The following is a 14,253-nucleotide window of genomic DNA, read 5'->3' on the forward strand; positions in this document are numbered from 1 at the left end:
AGAGGGGGGACGTCGGATCCGGTGCTCACGGGGTGCTCCTCAACGGTTCAGGGGTAGGACGGTCAGGACGGCGGGGGCCCGCCCGGCGCCGGGGGGTCCCACCTCGGTGAGCAGGGTCCCGGTGAAGGAGGCCTCGGCGTGCAGGTCCTTCCCGTCGCCGCACTGGGTCTCGAAGGTCCCGAGGCGAACGTCGTCGACCACCACGTGGCCACTCCCGTGGCGTCGGGCGTCGAGCGTCAGACCGCGGCGGGCGTCGGCGCGGGCGCGGGTGAGCAGTTCCGTCAGCCCGTCGACCTCGTTGCCGCTCCAGCTGCTCCGCTGCTGCATCATCAACGGGTCCTCGTGCTTCGTGGCGACCGAGACGCCCCGCACCAGCGCCCGGGGGGCGAAGCCCGACCCCCTCGCGGCGGCGACGTCCTCGGCGCTGAGTCCGGCGCACCAGAGCGTTCCCGGGACCGTGCGGGCGATCTCTCGGACCGCCGTCCCCCGTGCGGTGAACTCCACGGCGCTGCCGTCGAGGTGGGCGCGGGTGGTGCGGACCCCCACGACACCGTCGGCCCCGAGGGTGCGCGCCTCCGTCAGCATCCGGTCCAACGCCCCGTGCCAGGCGGCGTCGACGGCGCGCACGTAGGGGCCCGAGCCGTTCCGGAGTCCGCCGGGGTCACCGGTGGTCACGACCGGGCTCGTCCACCCCCAGGCCCCGGGACCGGAGGTGGTCGCCCACGCACCGCAGAAACCCCCGCTCCAGCCGAGGTTCATGACCAGGCACCCGAACACCTCCCCCACCGGGGCCAGGCCCGCGGCCGCGACGGCGGCGGCGCCGGGTGCGGAGAGGAACGAGCCGGTGGCCCCGCCGGCCCGTTGCCGGGCGACGCGGGCCAGGGCCGCCGGGGGCAGGCCACCCGCCCAGGGACTCACGTGTTCGCCGTACCGGGCCGGAAGACCATCCACCCAGCCTAGGCAGGCGCCCGGCGAGGGCAAGCCTTTCCGCGGAACTCCCAGCCGATGCGCAGGAAACCCCCGGTCAGAGCGACAGGTGCCGCTCGGCGGGACCGTCGTAGGCGGAGAGCGGGCGGATGAGGGAGTTCGCCGCGCGCTGTTCCACGACGTGCGCGGTCCAGCCCACGACCCGCGCCGCGACGAAGATCGGTGTGAACAGCGCGGTGTCGAACCCCATGAGGTGGTAGGCCGGGCCCGAGGGGTAGTCCAGGTTCGGCAGGATGTTCTTGGCCGAGGTCATCGCCTCTTCGAGCGCGTCGTAGAGGTCGAGGACGTCCTGGCGTCCCATCTCCCCCGCCAACACCTCCAGCGCGGCGTGCATGCTGGGTACCCGGGAATCCCCGGACCGGTAGACCCGGTGACCGAAACCCATGATCTTGCGGCGCTGCGCCAACGCGGCGTCCAGCCACGCCCGCGCCCGGTCGCCGGACCCCTCGCCCAGGCCGATCTCCTCGAACACCTGCCAGACGGCCTCGTTCGCGCCGCCGTGCAGCGGTCCCTTGAGCGCGCCGATCGCGGCGACCACCGCGGAGTGCAGGTCGGACAACGTCGAGGTCACGACCCGGGCCGTGAACGTCGAGGCGTTGAAGGAGTGCTCGGCGTAGAGGACGAGGGACACCTCGAAGGCGCGGACCACGCCCGCGTCGGGTTCCTCCCCGAACGTCATCCAGAGGAAGTTCGCTGCGTAGCCCAGGTCCTCGCGCGACGGGACGGGTTCCAGACCGCGGGTGCGGCGCTGGGCGTGGGCGACGACGGCCGGCAGCGCCGCGAACAACCGCTGCGCCTTGGCGAACTCGACGTCGGGAGCCGAGTCCCCGGCCTGCGGGTCGAGGGCGCCGAGGACGCTGACCGCGGTCCGCAGGACGTCCATGGGGTGCGCGGCGAGCGGGAGTTCGTCGACGACCCGGCGGACCCGTGCGTCCAGCGTCCGCCCCGCCCGCTCGGTCGCGGAGAACGTCTCGAGTTCCTCACGGTCGGGCAGGTCACCGCGCCACAGCAACCAGGCGACCTGCTCGAACGAGCAGTGCTCGGCGAGTTCCTGGACGGGGTAGCCCCGGTAGAGCAACGAGTTCGTCGCGGGGTTCACCTTGGAGATCGCGGTCGTGTCGGCGACGACACCCGCGAGCCCCTTGTGGATCTCGGGCGGGGTGGGATCGGGATCGGGTGTGGTCGTCATGGTCGGTTCCTCCGCGTCATCGCGATCGGTTGCCTTCGAGACTGAAGTCGTAGACGCCGGAGTCGAAGTCGCCGTACCCGGCGTAGTCGACGAGGTCGTACAGCTGCGCCCGGGTCTGCATCCCGGGCACCTGTCCTTTGAGGGAACCGGTCGCGACGAGGTCGTCGAGGGCCCGGTCGGCCGTGCCCATCGCCAGGCGCAGCAACGAGACCGGGTGGATGACGATCCGCACGCCGACGTCGCGCAACTGCTCGTGGGTGAAGAGGTCGCTGCGGCCGAACTCCGTCATGTTCGCGAGGATCGGGACGTCGACGGCCGCGCAGATCGCCTCGAACTCGGCGAGGTCCGCCATGGCCTCGGCGAAGATCGCGTCGGCCCCCGCGTCCGCGAGCTGCTTCGCCCGCTGCACGGCCGCGTCCATCCCCTCGACCCCGCGGACGTCGGTGCGGGCGACGACGAGGAAGTCCGGGTCGCGCCGGGCGTCGACGGCGGCCCGGATCCGGCGCAACGCCGTCGCCTCGTCGACGACGGCCTTGCCCTCGAGGTGCCCGCAGCGCTTCGGGTTCACCTGGTCCTCGACGTGCATCCCGGCGACCCCGGCGTCCTCCATGGTCTGGACGGTGCGGGCGACGTTGAGGGGTTCGCCGAAACCGGTGTCGGCGTCGACGAGGACGGGCAGGTCGGTGACCCGGGCGATCTGCGCGGACCTGCCCGCGACCTCGGTGAGGGTCGTGAGGCCGATGTCGGGCAACCCCAGGTCTGCCGCGAGCACGGCCCCGGAGACGTACACCCCTTCGAACCCCTTGCGTTGGATCAGCCGGGCGGACAACGGGTTGAAGGCGCCCGGCAGTCTCAGCAGGTCACCGGAAGACAACGCCGCGCGGAAGGCCGCGCGTTTCGCCGTGGGGGTGGTGGTGGAGAACAGCACAGGGCCTCCTCAGAACAGACCGGTGGGGAGCGGGACCCCGGCGAGGTAGCTCGCCGGGGCGGTGATGTTCAGCGCCCGGACCCCGGCGGCGTCGAGGTCCGGGAGTTCGGTGGCGAGCCGGGTGAACCGCTCGACCTCGGAGGGGTCGAGGACCCCCTCGGCCAGGGTCGCGAACTTCGCGCTGTACTGCTCCCGGGTGAAGGGGTGCGCCCCCAGCGGGTGCGCGTCGGCGACGGCGATCTCGGCGACGACGGTCGAACCGTCGGTGAGCGTCGCGACGAGGCGACCGCCGAACGCCTTCTCCGCCGGGTCGGTGGAGTGGTAGCGGGCGGTCCAGACGGGATCCTCCGTCGTCGACACCTTGCGCCACAGGGCGACCGTGTCGCGGCGCTGGGCCCGCTCGGGGGCGTAGGAGTCGGCGTGGTGCCAGGTCCCGTCCTGCAGGGCGACGGTGAAGATGTAGGGCACCGAGTGGTCCAGCGTCTCCCGGCTCGCCGTCGGGTCGTACTTCTGCGGGTCGTTCGCGCCGGACCCGATGACGACGTGGGTGTGGTGGCTGGTGTGCAGCACCATCGAGACCACGTTCGCCGGGTCGGCCAGTTCGGGGTGCTCGCGGTGCAACCGGCGGGCGAGGTCGATGATCGCCTGCGCCTGGTACTCCGCGGAGTGCTCCTTCGTGTAGGTGTCGAGGATCGCGCGCTTCGCCTCACCGGGTTCCGGCAGCGGCACCTCGTAGACCGCGTCCGGCCCGTCCAGCAGCCAGGCGATCACCCCGTCCTCGCCCTCGTAGATCGGTGACGGGCTCGTCTGCCCGCGCATCGCGCGATCCACCGCCTCGACGGCGACCTTGCCCGCGAACGCCGGGGCGTGGGCCTTCCACGTCGAGATCGCACCCTTGCGGGACTGCCGCGTGGCCGTCGTCGTGTGCAGCGCCTGACCGATCGCCTGGTGGACGACCTCCTGGGACAACCCCAGCATCGTGCCGAGACCCGCCGCGACGGACGGCCCGAGGTGCGCGACGTGGTCGATCTTGTGCCGGTGCAACGAGATCGCCCGCACCAGGTCCACCTGCACCTCGTAGCCCGTGACGATCCCCCGCAGCAGGGCCGCCCCGTCGAGGCCGAGGTGCTGGGCCACCGCGACGAGGGCGGGGACGTTGTCGCCGGGGTGGGAGTACTCCGCGGCGAGGAACGTGTCGTGGAAGTCGAGTTCGCGGACCGCGACCCCGTTGGCCCAGGCCGCCCACTCCGGGGACACGGACTCACCGGTCCCCACGACGAGCGCCCCGCGCCCCCCGCGCGAGGGCGGGTGGGCCAGCGACTGGGACCGGGCCGCGACGACCGGCGCCCGCAGCAGCGAGGCCGCGGACACGGCCGCGTTGTCGAGGACCCGGTTCACGACCATCTCGGCCACGTCGTCCTCGACCGCGACCGGGTCGGTGGCGACCCGGGCCAACTGCCAGGCAAGTTCGTCCTCGCGGGCGAAGTCCTCGTCGCTGCGGTGGACCCTGACCTCGTGCTGCTTCACGCACTGACCTCTTCCTCGATGGATCCGTGCCGGAGCGCGGAGCTGAAGTGGGACCTGCTGCGGTGCAGGTGGACGTGCACGGCGTGGGCGGCCAGGTCGGCGTCCCCGAGAGCGATCGCCTCGGCGATGAGCTGGTGCTCGGCCGCTGCGGCCGACAACCGCGCCGGGTCGTGGCGGGCGAGGCGGCGGATGCGCACCAGGTGGGTGCGGACCGAGGCGAGCGCCTGCTGCAACCAGGGGTTGGCGACGGCGGCGTCGATGGCCTCGTCGAAGCGGGCCGTCAGCTCGTAGTAGCGGTCGAGACCCGCTTCGCCCGCCCCGAGCAGTTCGGGGGCCCGGGCGAACCCGTGGGCGAACTCCGTGAACTCCGCGGCGTCCCGGCGCTGGGCCGCGAGCCGCGCGGCCTTGACCTCCAGGGCCTCGCGCACGTCGTAGAGCTGCTCGACCGCGCCCGGGTCGAGGGGGGCCACGACGAGACCGCGACCCGGCAGTGGTTGCGCGAGACCGTCGGCGACGAGGCGGGCGAAGGCCTCGCGGACCGGGGTGCGCGACACCTCGAGGCGGACGCTCTGGTCCACCTCGGCGAGCGGCGCCCCCGGGGCCAGGACCCCGTCGAGGACGTCCTGACGGAGCCGGCCGTAGACCCGCTCCGTCGTCCCTCCCCGCCGCTGTGCATGCACACGAGCACCATGGACCCCCGATCTGCGGTCGTCAAGCACTCAGTGCATGCAGAAGCAGGCGTCAGGGCCCGTAGGTGGCGACGACCGGGGCGTGGTCGGAGAACCGCTCGGCGTAGGTCGCCGCGCGGTCGGTCTCGACGGAGGTCAGCCGCGCTGCGAGACCGGGGGTGACGAGCTGGTAGTCGATGCGCCAGCCGGTGTCGTTGTCGAAGGCCTGCCCGCGCCAGGACCACCAGGCGTACGGACCGTCGACGTCACCGGCGACGCTGCGCTGGGTGTCGACCCAGCCCAGGGTGTCGAACCAGTGGTCGAAGTGGGCGCGCTCGTCGTCGAGGAACCCGGCCTTGTTCCGGTTGCCCTTCCAGTTCTTGATGTCGCGTGCGGTGTGCCCGACGTTCAGGTCACCCGCGACGAGAGCCTCCCGGCCGCTCTCCTGCGCGATCCGGCCGAGTTCGGCGAAGCGGACGTCCATGGCGTCGAGGAAGCGGTACTTGTCGTCCTGCTGGGGGGTTCCGACCTCGCCGGAGTGGACGTAGGCGCTGACGAAGGTCATCGGCCCGACGGCGGTGTCGACGTCGACCTCGATCCAGCGGCCGGAGGTCTCGAAGTGGGGGTCGTGGGCGAACCCGATGCGCACGGCGGAGAACTCCGCCCTCGACGCGATCGCGACCCCGGCCCGCCCCTTGGCGGCCGCCTCGGTGTGCGCGACGTGCGCGTAGCCCGGCAGGGCCTTGCGCAGTTCCTCGTCGGGGGCGCGGACCTCCTGCAGCAGCACGACGTCGGGGTCGCGGCTCTCCAGCCAGGGGTGCATCCCGCGCCGGACGGCGGCGCGGACACCGTTGACGTTGATCGTCGCGACGGTGATCGACTTCTTCTTCCGAGGCACGCCGCGGACCCTACCCGCCCCCTCCGACACCAACTCCTGGGGAGCTTTCCACCCTTCCGAAGGCCAGGAAGGGTGGAAAGGCTCCCAGGAGTGGCGGTCAGCGGAGGCCGGCGGCGCGTTCGGCGGACTCGACCACGTTCGTCAGCAGCAGCGCCCGGGTCATCGGACCGACCCCACCGGGGTTGGGGGCCATGAACCCCGCGACCTCGGCGACGTCCAGGGCGATGTCGCCGGTCAGCCGGTTCTTGCCCGTCTCGGGGTCGAGCACGCGGGAGACGCCGACGTCGAGCACCGCGGCCCCCGGCTTGACGTCCTCCTTCGTGACCAGGCCCGGGACCCCGGCCGCGGCGACGATGACGTCGGCCCGCTTCAGGTGGCTCGCCAGGTCCCTGGTCCCGGTGTGGCACAACGTGACCGTCGCGTTGGGGTGGCGACGGGTCAGCAGCAGCCCGATGGGGCGACCGACCGTGACCCCGCGACCCACGACGACGACCTCGGCCCCGTCGAGCGGGACGTCGTGGCGCAGCAGCAGGTCGATGACCCCGCGCGGGGTGCAGGGCAGCGGGGAGGTGATCTCCTCGCGCACCCGCAGCACCAGACGACCGAGGTTCGTGGGGTGCAGCCCGTCGGCGTCCTTGTCGGGGTCGACCATCTCGAGCACGCGGTTGGCGTCGATGCCGTCGGGGAGCGGCAGTTGGACGATGAACCCCGTGCACTCCGGGTTCGCGTTCAGCTGGGCGATCTCGGACTCGATCTCGGCCTGCGTCGCCGTGGCCGGCAGCTGGACCTGGATCGAGGCGATGCCGACCTCGGCGCAGTCGCGGTGCTTGCCGCGGACGTAGCTGGCCGACCCCGGGTCGTCGCCGACCAAGACCGTGCCCAGGCCGGGGACGATGCCGTGCTCGCGCAGCACGGCGACGCGTTCGGCGAGGTCCGCCTTCACCGCCGCCGCAGCGGCCTTGCCGTCGAGGACCGTCGCCGTCACAGGAAGCCCTTGTTCGACGGGTAGAGCGGGAACTCGGCGGTCAGCTTCGCGACCCGGGCGCGCAGGGCGTCCGCGTCGAACTCCGGCTTGAGCGCGAGCGCGATGACGTCGGCCACCTCGGTGAACTCCGCCGCCCCGAAACCACGGGTCGCGAGCGCCGGGGTTCCGATCCGCAGGCCGGAGGTGACCATCGGCGGACGCGGGTCGAAGGGCACCGCGTTGCGGTTGACGGTGATGCCGACCTCGTGGAGACGGTCCTCGGCCTGCTGGCCGTCGAGCTGGGAGTCGCGCAGGTCGACGAGCACGAGGTGGACGTCGGTGCCGCCGGTGAGGACGGACACGCCGGCCTCCTTCGCGTCGGCCGCGGTGAGGCGCTCGGCGACGATCTTGGCGCCCTCGAGGGTGCGGCGCTGACGCTCGGCGAACTCCTCGGAGCCCGCGACCTTGAAGGCGACGGCCTTCGCGGCGATGACGTGCATCAGCGGGCCACCCTGCTGGCCCGGGAAGACCGCGGAGTCGATCTTCTTCGCGAACTCCTGCTTGGTCAGGATGAGACCCGAGCGGGGGCCGGCGAGGGTCTTGTGGACCGTGGTGGTCACGACGTCGGCGTACGGGACGGGCGAGGGGTGCAGACCGGCCGCGACGAGGCCGGCGAAGTGCGCCATGTCGACCATGAGGTGGGCGCCGACCTCGTCGGCGATGGAGCGGAAGGCCGCGAAGTCGAGCTGGCGGGGGTAGGCCGACCAGCCCGCGATGATCAGCTTGGGCCGGGCCTGCAGCGCCGTGGCGCGCACGACGTCCATGTCGACGCGGAACGTCGTCGGGTCCACCCCGTAGGAGGAGACGTCGTACATGCGGCCCGAGAAGTTGATCTTCATGCCGTGCGTGAGGTGGCCGCCGTGGGCCAGCTCGAGGCCGAGGATGCCGTCGCCGCCGCGGATGAAGGCGTGCATGGCGGCCGCGTTGGCGGTGGCGCCGGAGTGCGGCTGGACGTTGGCGTGCTCGGCGCCGAAGAGGGCCTTGGCGCGGTCGCGCGCGAGGTCCTCGGCGACGTCGACGTGCTCGCAGCCGCCGTAGTAGCGCTTGCCGGGGTAGCCCTCGGCGTACTTGTTGGTGAGGACGGACCCCTGTGCCTCGAGGACGGAGCGCGGGGCGAAGTTCTCGCTCGCGATCATCTCGAGGGTGTCGCGCTGACGGCCGAGTTCGGCGTCGAGCACGGCGGCGATCTCCGGGTCGACCTCGGAGAGGGGGCGGTCGGTCACACCCTGGCTGGTGATGGGCTGGACGTCGGTCACGTTCGCTCCTCGTACGGCGGCGGTGGTCGCGACGCGAGGCCCAGGCGGACGACCCCGTGAACGGCGGGACCCGCCCGTTCGGACGGTGCCCGTGGCCGCTCCCCGGTGGTGACCCACCCAGCGCCAGTCGCGGCCGTGCTCAGGTTAGCCCAGGACGGGCAGTGTATGGGCCGCGGAAACAACACTCTCCGCCCCTCACGGACCTGTCTCGAGGGCGGAAAGTGTTGTTTCCGCAGGGAGGTCGGTCAGCGCGGGATGGCGGAATCGAGGACGGTGCGCATCTTGGCGGCGGTCTCCGCGACCTCGAGGTCGGGGTCGGAGCCCTGCACGATCCCGGCGCCGCCGAAGACCCGCAGCCGACGGCCGCTGACCTCGGCGCAGCGCACGGCGACGACCCACTCGCCGTCCCCGTGCACGTCCTGCCAGCCGACCGCCCCGGCGTAGCACCCGCGGTCCAGACCCTCGACCTCGTCGATCACCCGCATGGCCGCCGCCCGCGGGGAACCACCCACCGCGGGGGTGGGGTGCAGGGCCGAGACGAGGTCCACGGAGGTGGTGGCGGTGTCGTTGAGCAGCGCGCTGATCCGGGTCGCGAGGTGCCACACGGCCGGGGTGGCCATGAGCTCCGGCTCGGGGGTGGTGATGGTGCGGCAGAACGGCGTCAGCGCCTCGACGATGGCGTCGACGACGAAGGCGTGCTCGCGGCGGTCCTTGTCGGAGACCATCAGGGCGTCGGCCCGGCGCACGTCCTCGTCGGGTTCCGGGGAGCGCGGGATCGACCCCGCCAGCGGGCGCAGCAGCACGCTCGGGCCCCGGCGCCGCAGCAGCAGCTCCGGACTGGCGCCGACGAGCCACCGGGCCTGGCTGTCGGCGGGGTCGTCGAGGGGGACGGCGAGCGTCGTGGCGGCGGGGTTGCGGGCGACGAGCTCGGCGACGAGTTCGGGCACCGACCAGTCGTCGAGGGCTTCGAGTTCGAGGGTCCGGGCCAGCACGACCTTGTCGACCTCGCCCTCGGCGATGCGCCCCAGGGCGGTCCGCACGGCGTCGGCGTAGCCGGAGGGTGAGGGGCGGGGACGGCTGCGCGCGACGGTGACCTTCCGGCGGCCACCGGCGAGCGGCAGTTGCAGCGGGCCCGGGGTCGTCTCCCCGACGCCGAGGCGCAGGGCCCCGGGCGTGCGCAGGTCGAAGGGGACGGCGCCGGCGACGATGACCCCGGCGGGAGCGCCCTCGAGGGCCGCGACGGTGCGCCGGAGCTGTTCCAGTCCGCTGACGCCGGGGACGAGCGGCCGGGGTCCGCTCTGGACCAGGGTGGACTTCTCGCCGGAGAAGACGGTGGCCCCTGCGCGCACCGCGAGAGCTGCCGCCTCGGGTTCTGACACGTCTGCAGCCTAGGCTCACGTGTCGTGAGCACGCGCCCGAGGGTCCTGACCCTGTCCTGTCCCGACCGCCCCGGCATCGTCCACGCCGTGACGGGAGCCCTCGTCGCCCTCGACGCCAACATCACCGAGAGCCAGCAGTACGGGGACCCCGACACGGGCCTGTTCAACATGCGGGTCGCCTTCGACGCCGCCGCCGGCGAGGAGGCGCTGCGCGCCAACCTCGAGGTGGTCGCGGCGCGGTTCGGGCTGACCTGGAAGCTCTCGGCCGCCGACGAGCCCATGCGCACGCTGGTGATGTGCTCCAAGCAGGGCCACTGCCTCAACGACCTGCTCTTCCGCCACCGTTCGGGCGGTCTGCCCATCGAGATCGCGGCGGTCGTCTCCAACCACACCGACCTGGCCCCGCTGGCGGAGTTCTACGGGATCCCGTTCGTGCACGTCCCGGTCACCACGGGCGACCCGGCCTCGAAGGAGGCGGGCGAGGCGCGGCTGCTGGAGCTGGTCGAGGAACTCGACGTGGAACTCGTCGTGCTGGCCCGGTACATGCAGATCCTGTCGGACAACCTGTGCCGCAACCTCTCCGGCAAGGCCATCAACATCCACCACTCGTTCCTGCCGAGCTTCAAGGGCGCCAGGCCGTACCACCAGGCGCACGCCCGCGGCGTGAAGATCATCGGGGCGACGGCGCACTACGTGACGGCCGACCTCGACGAGGGCCCGATCATCGAGCAGGAGATCGAGCGCGTCGACCACCGCCACTCCGCGAACGAGCTGGTGCGCCAGGGGCAGGACGTCGAGGCGCGGACGCTGGCCCGCGCGGTGCGCTGGCACGCCGAGCACCGCGTGCTGATGGACGGCAACCGGACCGTGGTCTTCCGCTAGGACTGCGGGGACCGCCGGGTCAGCGCCCCCGGCCGCCGAAGCGGAAGGGGATGGGGATCGGGCCGATGCAGCAGACGCCGCTGGTCTCCATCGGGGCGAGCAGCGCCACGGCGCGGTAGCAGGCGAGGAAGCGGACCGCGCTCGGCAGGACCGACCGCAGCACCCCGTCGCGGTGCACGTGCTCGCGCACGGCCACCGAGCAGGAGGCCCCGCCGTGGGCGAGGCGGTGCGCGCAGGAGTAGCCCTTGCGCAGCGACAGGCTGCGCTGGTACCCCACGATGGCGGTCTCGACGAGTCGTCGGGGGACGCTCAGCAGCTCCACGGCGCCACGCTAGGACGGTTCGCCGCGGGCGGCGCGTCCACCGGGAGGCGGTTCCGGGCGACCTGCGCCACCGTGGGTCCGTGAGCGGAACCACCACCTCCCCGCCGTCCTCCCGAGTGCGCCGCGCGGCCTGGCTCGGGGTCCTCGTGGGCGGGGTCGTGGCCTACGTCGTCCTGCTCGACGTCATGGTCCGCACGCAGAACCTGAACTACTTCCCGTCGCTGCTGCTCGTCGGCGCGATCACCGTCCCCATGACGGTGCTCGTCTTCGCCGAGAGCGGGGGCCGGCGGATCCCCGTCCGCGGCGGGGTCGTCGCGGCGACCGCGATCGCCGGCGGCATCGTGGGCACGGTGGCAGCCGGGGTCCTGGAGTACCGGGCGGAGCGCGAGCTCGGCGCGGGGGCGATGCTCCTGGTGGGCTTCATCGAGGAGGCCGCGAAGCTCGTCGTCCCCCTCCTCGTGCTGCTGGTGACCCGGCCGCGCGACCCCCGCGGCGGGATCGTGGTGGGCGTGGCCTCCGGGATGGGCTTCGCCGCGCTGGAGACCATGGGGTACGGGTTCCAGGAACTGCTGCGGGCCGGGAACCTCGCCGCCGTCGAGGACACCCTGCTGCTGCGGGCCCTGCTCTCCCCCGCCGGGCACGTGGCCTGGACCGGGCTCACGGTCGCGATGCTGTGGCGCGTGCCGACGGCGGCGCACCGGGGCCGGGCCCTCGTGAAGTTCGTCGGGGCCTACCTCGCGGCCGTCGTCCTGCACACCGTCTGGGACGACTCCAGCGCCCTGTCCGTCCACGTCGTCGTCGTGGTGGTGAGCGTCACCGTGCTGTTGGTCCTCACCCACCGGGCCCACGTCGACCGGGCCCCGCGGGACCGCCTCACAGCCAGCCGCGCCGCTTGAAGATCGTGTAGAGGGTGACGCTGAGCGCCAGCATCAGCAGCAGCGCCAAGGGGTAGCCGAGGACCCAGTTCAGCTCCGGCATGTGCGTGAAGTTCATGCCGTAGACGCCGCCGACGAGACTGGGCGCGAACAGGATCGCCGCCCAGGACGAGATCTTCTTGACCTCCTCGCTCTGGGCGTAGCTGGCCTCGGTGAGCGAGCGCATCTCCTCGTTCTGGCGCTGTCCGACGAGGGTCGCGTTCACGGTGAGGATGTCGCGCAACTGGCTGCGGTAGTTCTCCAGCCGTTCCACGGCGACGGTCACGTGGTCGGCCACGTCGCGCAGGTAGCGCTGCAGCTCCTCGTCGACGCGGTACTTCTGGAACCCGCCGCTGAGCCCGGCCAGGATCGCCGGCAACGGGGTGACCGCGCGCTGGAAGTCCGAGACCTCCTGGGAGAGCTCGTAGATGCGCCGGGACACCGTCGGGTCGCCCGTGAAGACCTGGGTCTCGATCTCGTCGATGTCGTTCTCCAGGCCGTGCAGAACCGGCCCGTACCCGTCGACGACGGCGTCGAGGATCGCGTAGAGGATCGCCTCGGTCCCCCGGCCCAGCAGTTCCGGGTCGGCCTCCATGCGGCGGCGCACGTCGGAGAGGCTCGGGGACTCGCTGTGGCGCACGGTGATGAGGAAGTCGCGGCCGATGAAGAGGTGCAGCTCGCCGAACTCCACCTCCTCGCGCTCGTCGAGGTAGCGGGCGGCCCGCAGCACGACGAACAACGTCGCGCCGTAGCGCTCCAGCTTGGGCCGCTGGTGGGCCAGGACGGCGTCCTCGACGGCGAGTTCGTGCAGGTCGAACTCCGCGGCGAGGGTGTTCAGCTCCTCCTCGGCGGGGCGGTAGAGCCCCATCCAGGCGATGCGACCCTCCTCCTCGCGCAACGAGGTCAGGGTGCCGGCGAGGTCGCGCGGCGAGGCCACCCGCTCGCCGTGGAGGTAGACGCCGCTGTCGACGAGGCTGCTGCCCCGGGTCTCGGCCTTCGCGGGGATCGCCCCGTCGAGGGAGAGGTTGCGTGAGGGAGGGGCCATCCCACGACGTCCCATCGACGGCAACGACAGTCGGCGCTTGGCCATGGCGGACCTCCGGCGTTCCCCCGGCCTCGCGACCGGGACGTGTGGTGCAGCAGCAGCCAGTGTGCCGCCCCCGGGCTCCCCACGGTCCCGGGCCCTGACCGAGGTCCAACTGTGGTGAGGCTAACCTCCAGGTCATGACGCTCCCCTCCCTCAGCCGTCGAACCCTGCTGGGTGCCGGCGGCGGGGTCGCCGGACTGTGGGCGCTCGCGGGCTGCAGCACCGGCGAGTCGACCGCCGGCGCCCCCGCCCCCGCCCCCGCGTCCACCGCCTCCGGGGTGACGGGGACCTGGGTGACGCCCCGCGCCCTGCCCGACGGCTGGGGCAGCGGCGAGGACGACGGGGTGTTCCCGCGCACCGTCGTCCACGCCCTGGGTTCGACGGTCATCGCGACCGCCCCCACCCGGGTCGCCGTCCTCTCGACCGGGCAGGTGGACGCGGCGCTGACCCTCGGGGTCGTCCCCGCCGGCTCCACCGCGGGCGACGGTGCGGACCGGGTCCCGGACTACCTCTTCGACGCGTTCCCGGAGGACCGGGCCGTGCTCGAGCAGGTCGCGGACCTGGGCGTCCGCACCGAACCGAGCCTGGAGGCGCTGGCGGTCCTCGCCCCGGACCTGATCCTCGTGAACTCCGCGGCCAAGGACGCCGAGCAGCTCCTGGGCACGCTGTCGGCGATCGCCCCGACGGTCGTCACCCGGGGCACGGGGCTGTACTGGAAGCAGGACTTCCAGCTGCTCGCCGACGCCCTCGGCCGGCGGCAGCAGGCGCAGCGCTGGCTCACCGACCACCAGGACCGGGCCGCCGGTCTCGGGGCCCGCCTCTCCCCCGTCCCCACCGTCTCCTTCCTGCGCAGGAACGGTGACCGGACCCGGGTGTTCGGCGTCGCCTCGTTCAGCGGTTCGGTGGCCGAGGACGCGGGCCTGGGCCGGCCGCCGACGCAGAGCTTCACCGACGACACGTCCCGCGACCTCAGTCCCGAGCAGTTGCCCCTCGCCGACGCGGACTGGTTGTTCTTCGGCGTGCAGGGCGGCGACGCGACGGAACTGACCTCGCTGCCGTTGTGGGACCCGCTGCCCGTCGTGACCGCCGGGAGGGCCGTCGAGGTCGACGACGACGCGTTCTACCTCAACACCGGCCCCACGGCCGCGCGGCTGGTGCTGGACGAGCTCGAGGCCACGCTCCCGGCGTGACC

At 72.8% G+C, this 14,253-nt stretch carries 14 protein-coding genes; 3 read left to right on the forward strand and 11 right to left on the reverse strand.

Going from position 1 to position 14,253, the window contains the following annotated elements; translation table 11 throughout:
- Positions 1–39: 39 nt before the first annotated feature.
- The 9 genes from SJY07_RS07915 to SJY07_RS07955 form a co-directional block, all read right to left on the reverse strand.
- Positions 40–918, reverse strand: a complete 879-nt coding sequence (locus SJY07_RS07915; RefSeq protein WP_380158236.1) for a heavy metal-binding domain-containing protein — start codon at positions 916–918, stop codon at positions 40–42.
- Between the two features lie 106 nt (positions 919–1,024).
- Positions 1,025–2,176, reverse strand: a complete 1,152-nt coding sequence (locus SJY07_RS07920) for a bifunctional 2-methylcitrate synthase/citrate synthase (protein ID WP_380158237.1) — start codon at positions 2,174–2,176, stop codon at positions 1,025–1,027.
- Positions 2,177–2,192: 16 nt separating this feature from the next.
- Positions 2,193–3,104, reverse strand: coding sequence for a methylisocitrate lyase (prpB, locus tag SJY07_RS07925; protein ID WP_380158239.1), 912 nt, complete (start codon positions 3,102–3,104; stop codon positions 2,193–2,195).
- 9 nt (positions 3,105–3,113) lie between these two features.
- Positions 3,114–4,631, reverse strand: coding sequence for an MmgE/PrpD family protein (locus SJY07_RS07930; protein ID WP_380158241.1), 1,518 nt, complete (start codon positions 4,629–4,631; stop codon positions 3,114–3,116).
- The gene (locus SJY07_RS07935; RefSeq protein ID WP_380158243.1) at positions 4,628–5,311 is read right to left on the reverse strand and encodes a GntR family transcriptional regulator; all 684 of its coding nucleotides are present in this window, start codon (positions 5,309–5,311) and stop codon (positions 4,628–4,630) included. Before SJY07_RS07935 ends, SJY07_RS07930 begins: the two co-directional genes overlap by 4 nt.
- Positions 5,312–5,372: 61 nt before the next feature.
- Positions 5,373–6,197 (reverse strand): exodeoxyribonuclease III, encoded by an 825-nt coding sequence (locus SJY07_RS07940; RefSeq protein WP_380158245.1) that lies wholly within the window; start codon positions 6,195–6,197, stop codon positions 5,373–5,375.
- A 97-nt stretch (positions 6,198–6,294) separates the two neighbouring features.
- Complete coding sequence (locus tag SJY07_RS07945; RefSeq protein ID WP_328294783.1) at positions 6,295–7,182, reverse strand: bifunctional methylenetetrahydrofolate dehydrogenase/methenyltetrahydrofolate cyclohydrolase; 888 nt, start codon at positions 7,180–7,182, stop codon at positions 6,295–6,297.
- A complete protein-coding gene (gene glyA / locus SJY07_RS07950) occupies positions 7,179–8,477 on the reverse strand; it encodes a serine hydroxymethyltransferase (protein WP_328294782.1) in 1,299 nt (432 codons plus the stop codon). Before glyA ends, SJY07_RS07945 begins: the two co-directional genes overlap by 4 nt.
- A 245-nt stretch (positions 8,478–8,722) precedes the next feature.
- Positions 8,723–9,856, reverse strand: a complete 1,134-nt coding sequence (locus tag SJY07_RS07955; protein WP_328294781.1) for an isochorismate synthase — start codon at positions 9,854–9,856, stop codon at positions 8,723–8,725.
- A 24-nt stretch (positions 9,857–9,880) separates the two neighbouring features.
- Between SJY07_RS07955 and purU the strand changes: the two genes are divergently transcribed.
- Positions 9,881–10,738: a formyltetrahydrofolate deformylase gene (gene purU, locus SJY07_RS07960; protein WP_328294780.1), complete on the forward strand. Its 858-nt coding sequence runs from the start codon at positions 9,881–9,883 to the stop codon at positions 10,736–10,738.
- 19 nt (positions 10,739–10,757) lie between these two features.
- Here purU and yidD read toward each other — a convergent pair whose 3' ends face one another.
- A complete protein-coding gene (gene yidD / locus SJY07_RS07965) occupies positions 10,758–11,060 on the reverse strand; it encodes a membrane protein insertion efficiency factor YidD (RefSeq protein ID WP_380158249.1) in 303 nt (100 codons plus the stop codon).
- An 80-nt stretch (positions 11,061–11,140) separates the two neighbouring features.
- Here yidD and SJY07_RS07970 point away from each other — a divergent pair, with 80 nt between their 5' ends.
- Positions 11,141–11,956 (forward strand): PrsW family intramembrane metalloprotease, encoded by an 816-nt coding sequence (locus tag SJY07_RS07970; RefSeq protein WP_328294778.1) that lies wholly within the window; start codon positions 11,141–11,143, stop codon positions 11,954–11,956.
- On the opposite strand, the gene corA is transcribed toward SJY07_RS07970, so the two are convergent.
- Positions 11,934–13,064: a magnesium/cobalt transporter CorA gene (gene corA / locus SJY07_RS07975; RefSeq protein ID WP_380158251.1), complete on the reverse strand. Its 1,131-nt coding sequence runs from the start codon at positions 13,062–13,064 to the stop codon at positions 11,934–11,936. The genes SJY07_RS07970 and corA overlap by 23 nt on opposite strands.
- Before the next feature lie 134 nt (positions 13,065–13,198).
- On the opposite strand from corA, the gene SJY07_RS07980 reads away from it, so the two are divergent.
- Entirely contained in the window at positions 13,199–14,251 is a 1,053-nt protein-coding gene (locus tag SJY07_RS07980) for an ABC transporter substrate-binding protein (protein ID WP_380158253.1), read from the forward strand.
- The last annotated feature ends 2 nt before the right edge of the window (positions 14,252–14,253 follow it).

It is taken from the genome of Kineococcus sp. R86509 (assembly GCF_042466365.1).
Classification (GTDB): domain Bacteria; phylum Actinomycetota; class Actinomycetes; order Actinomycetales; family Kineococcaceae; genus Kineococcus.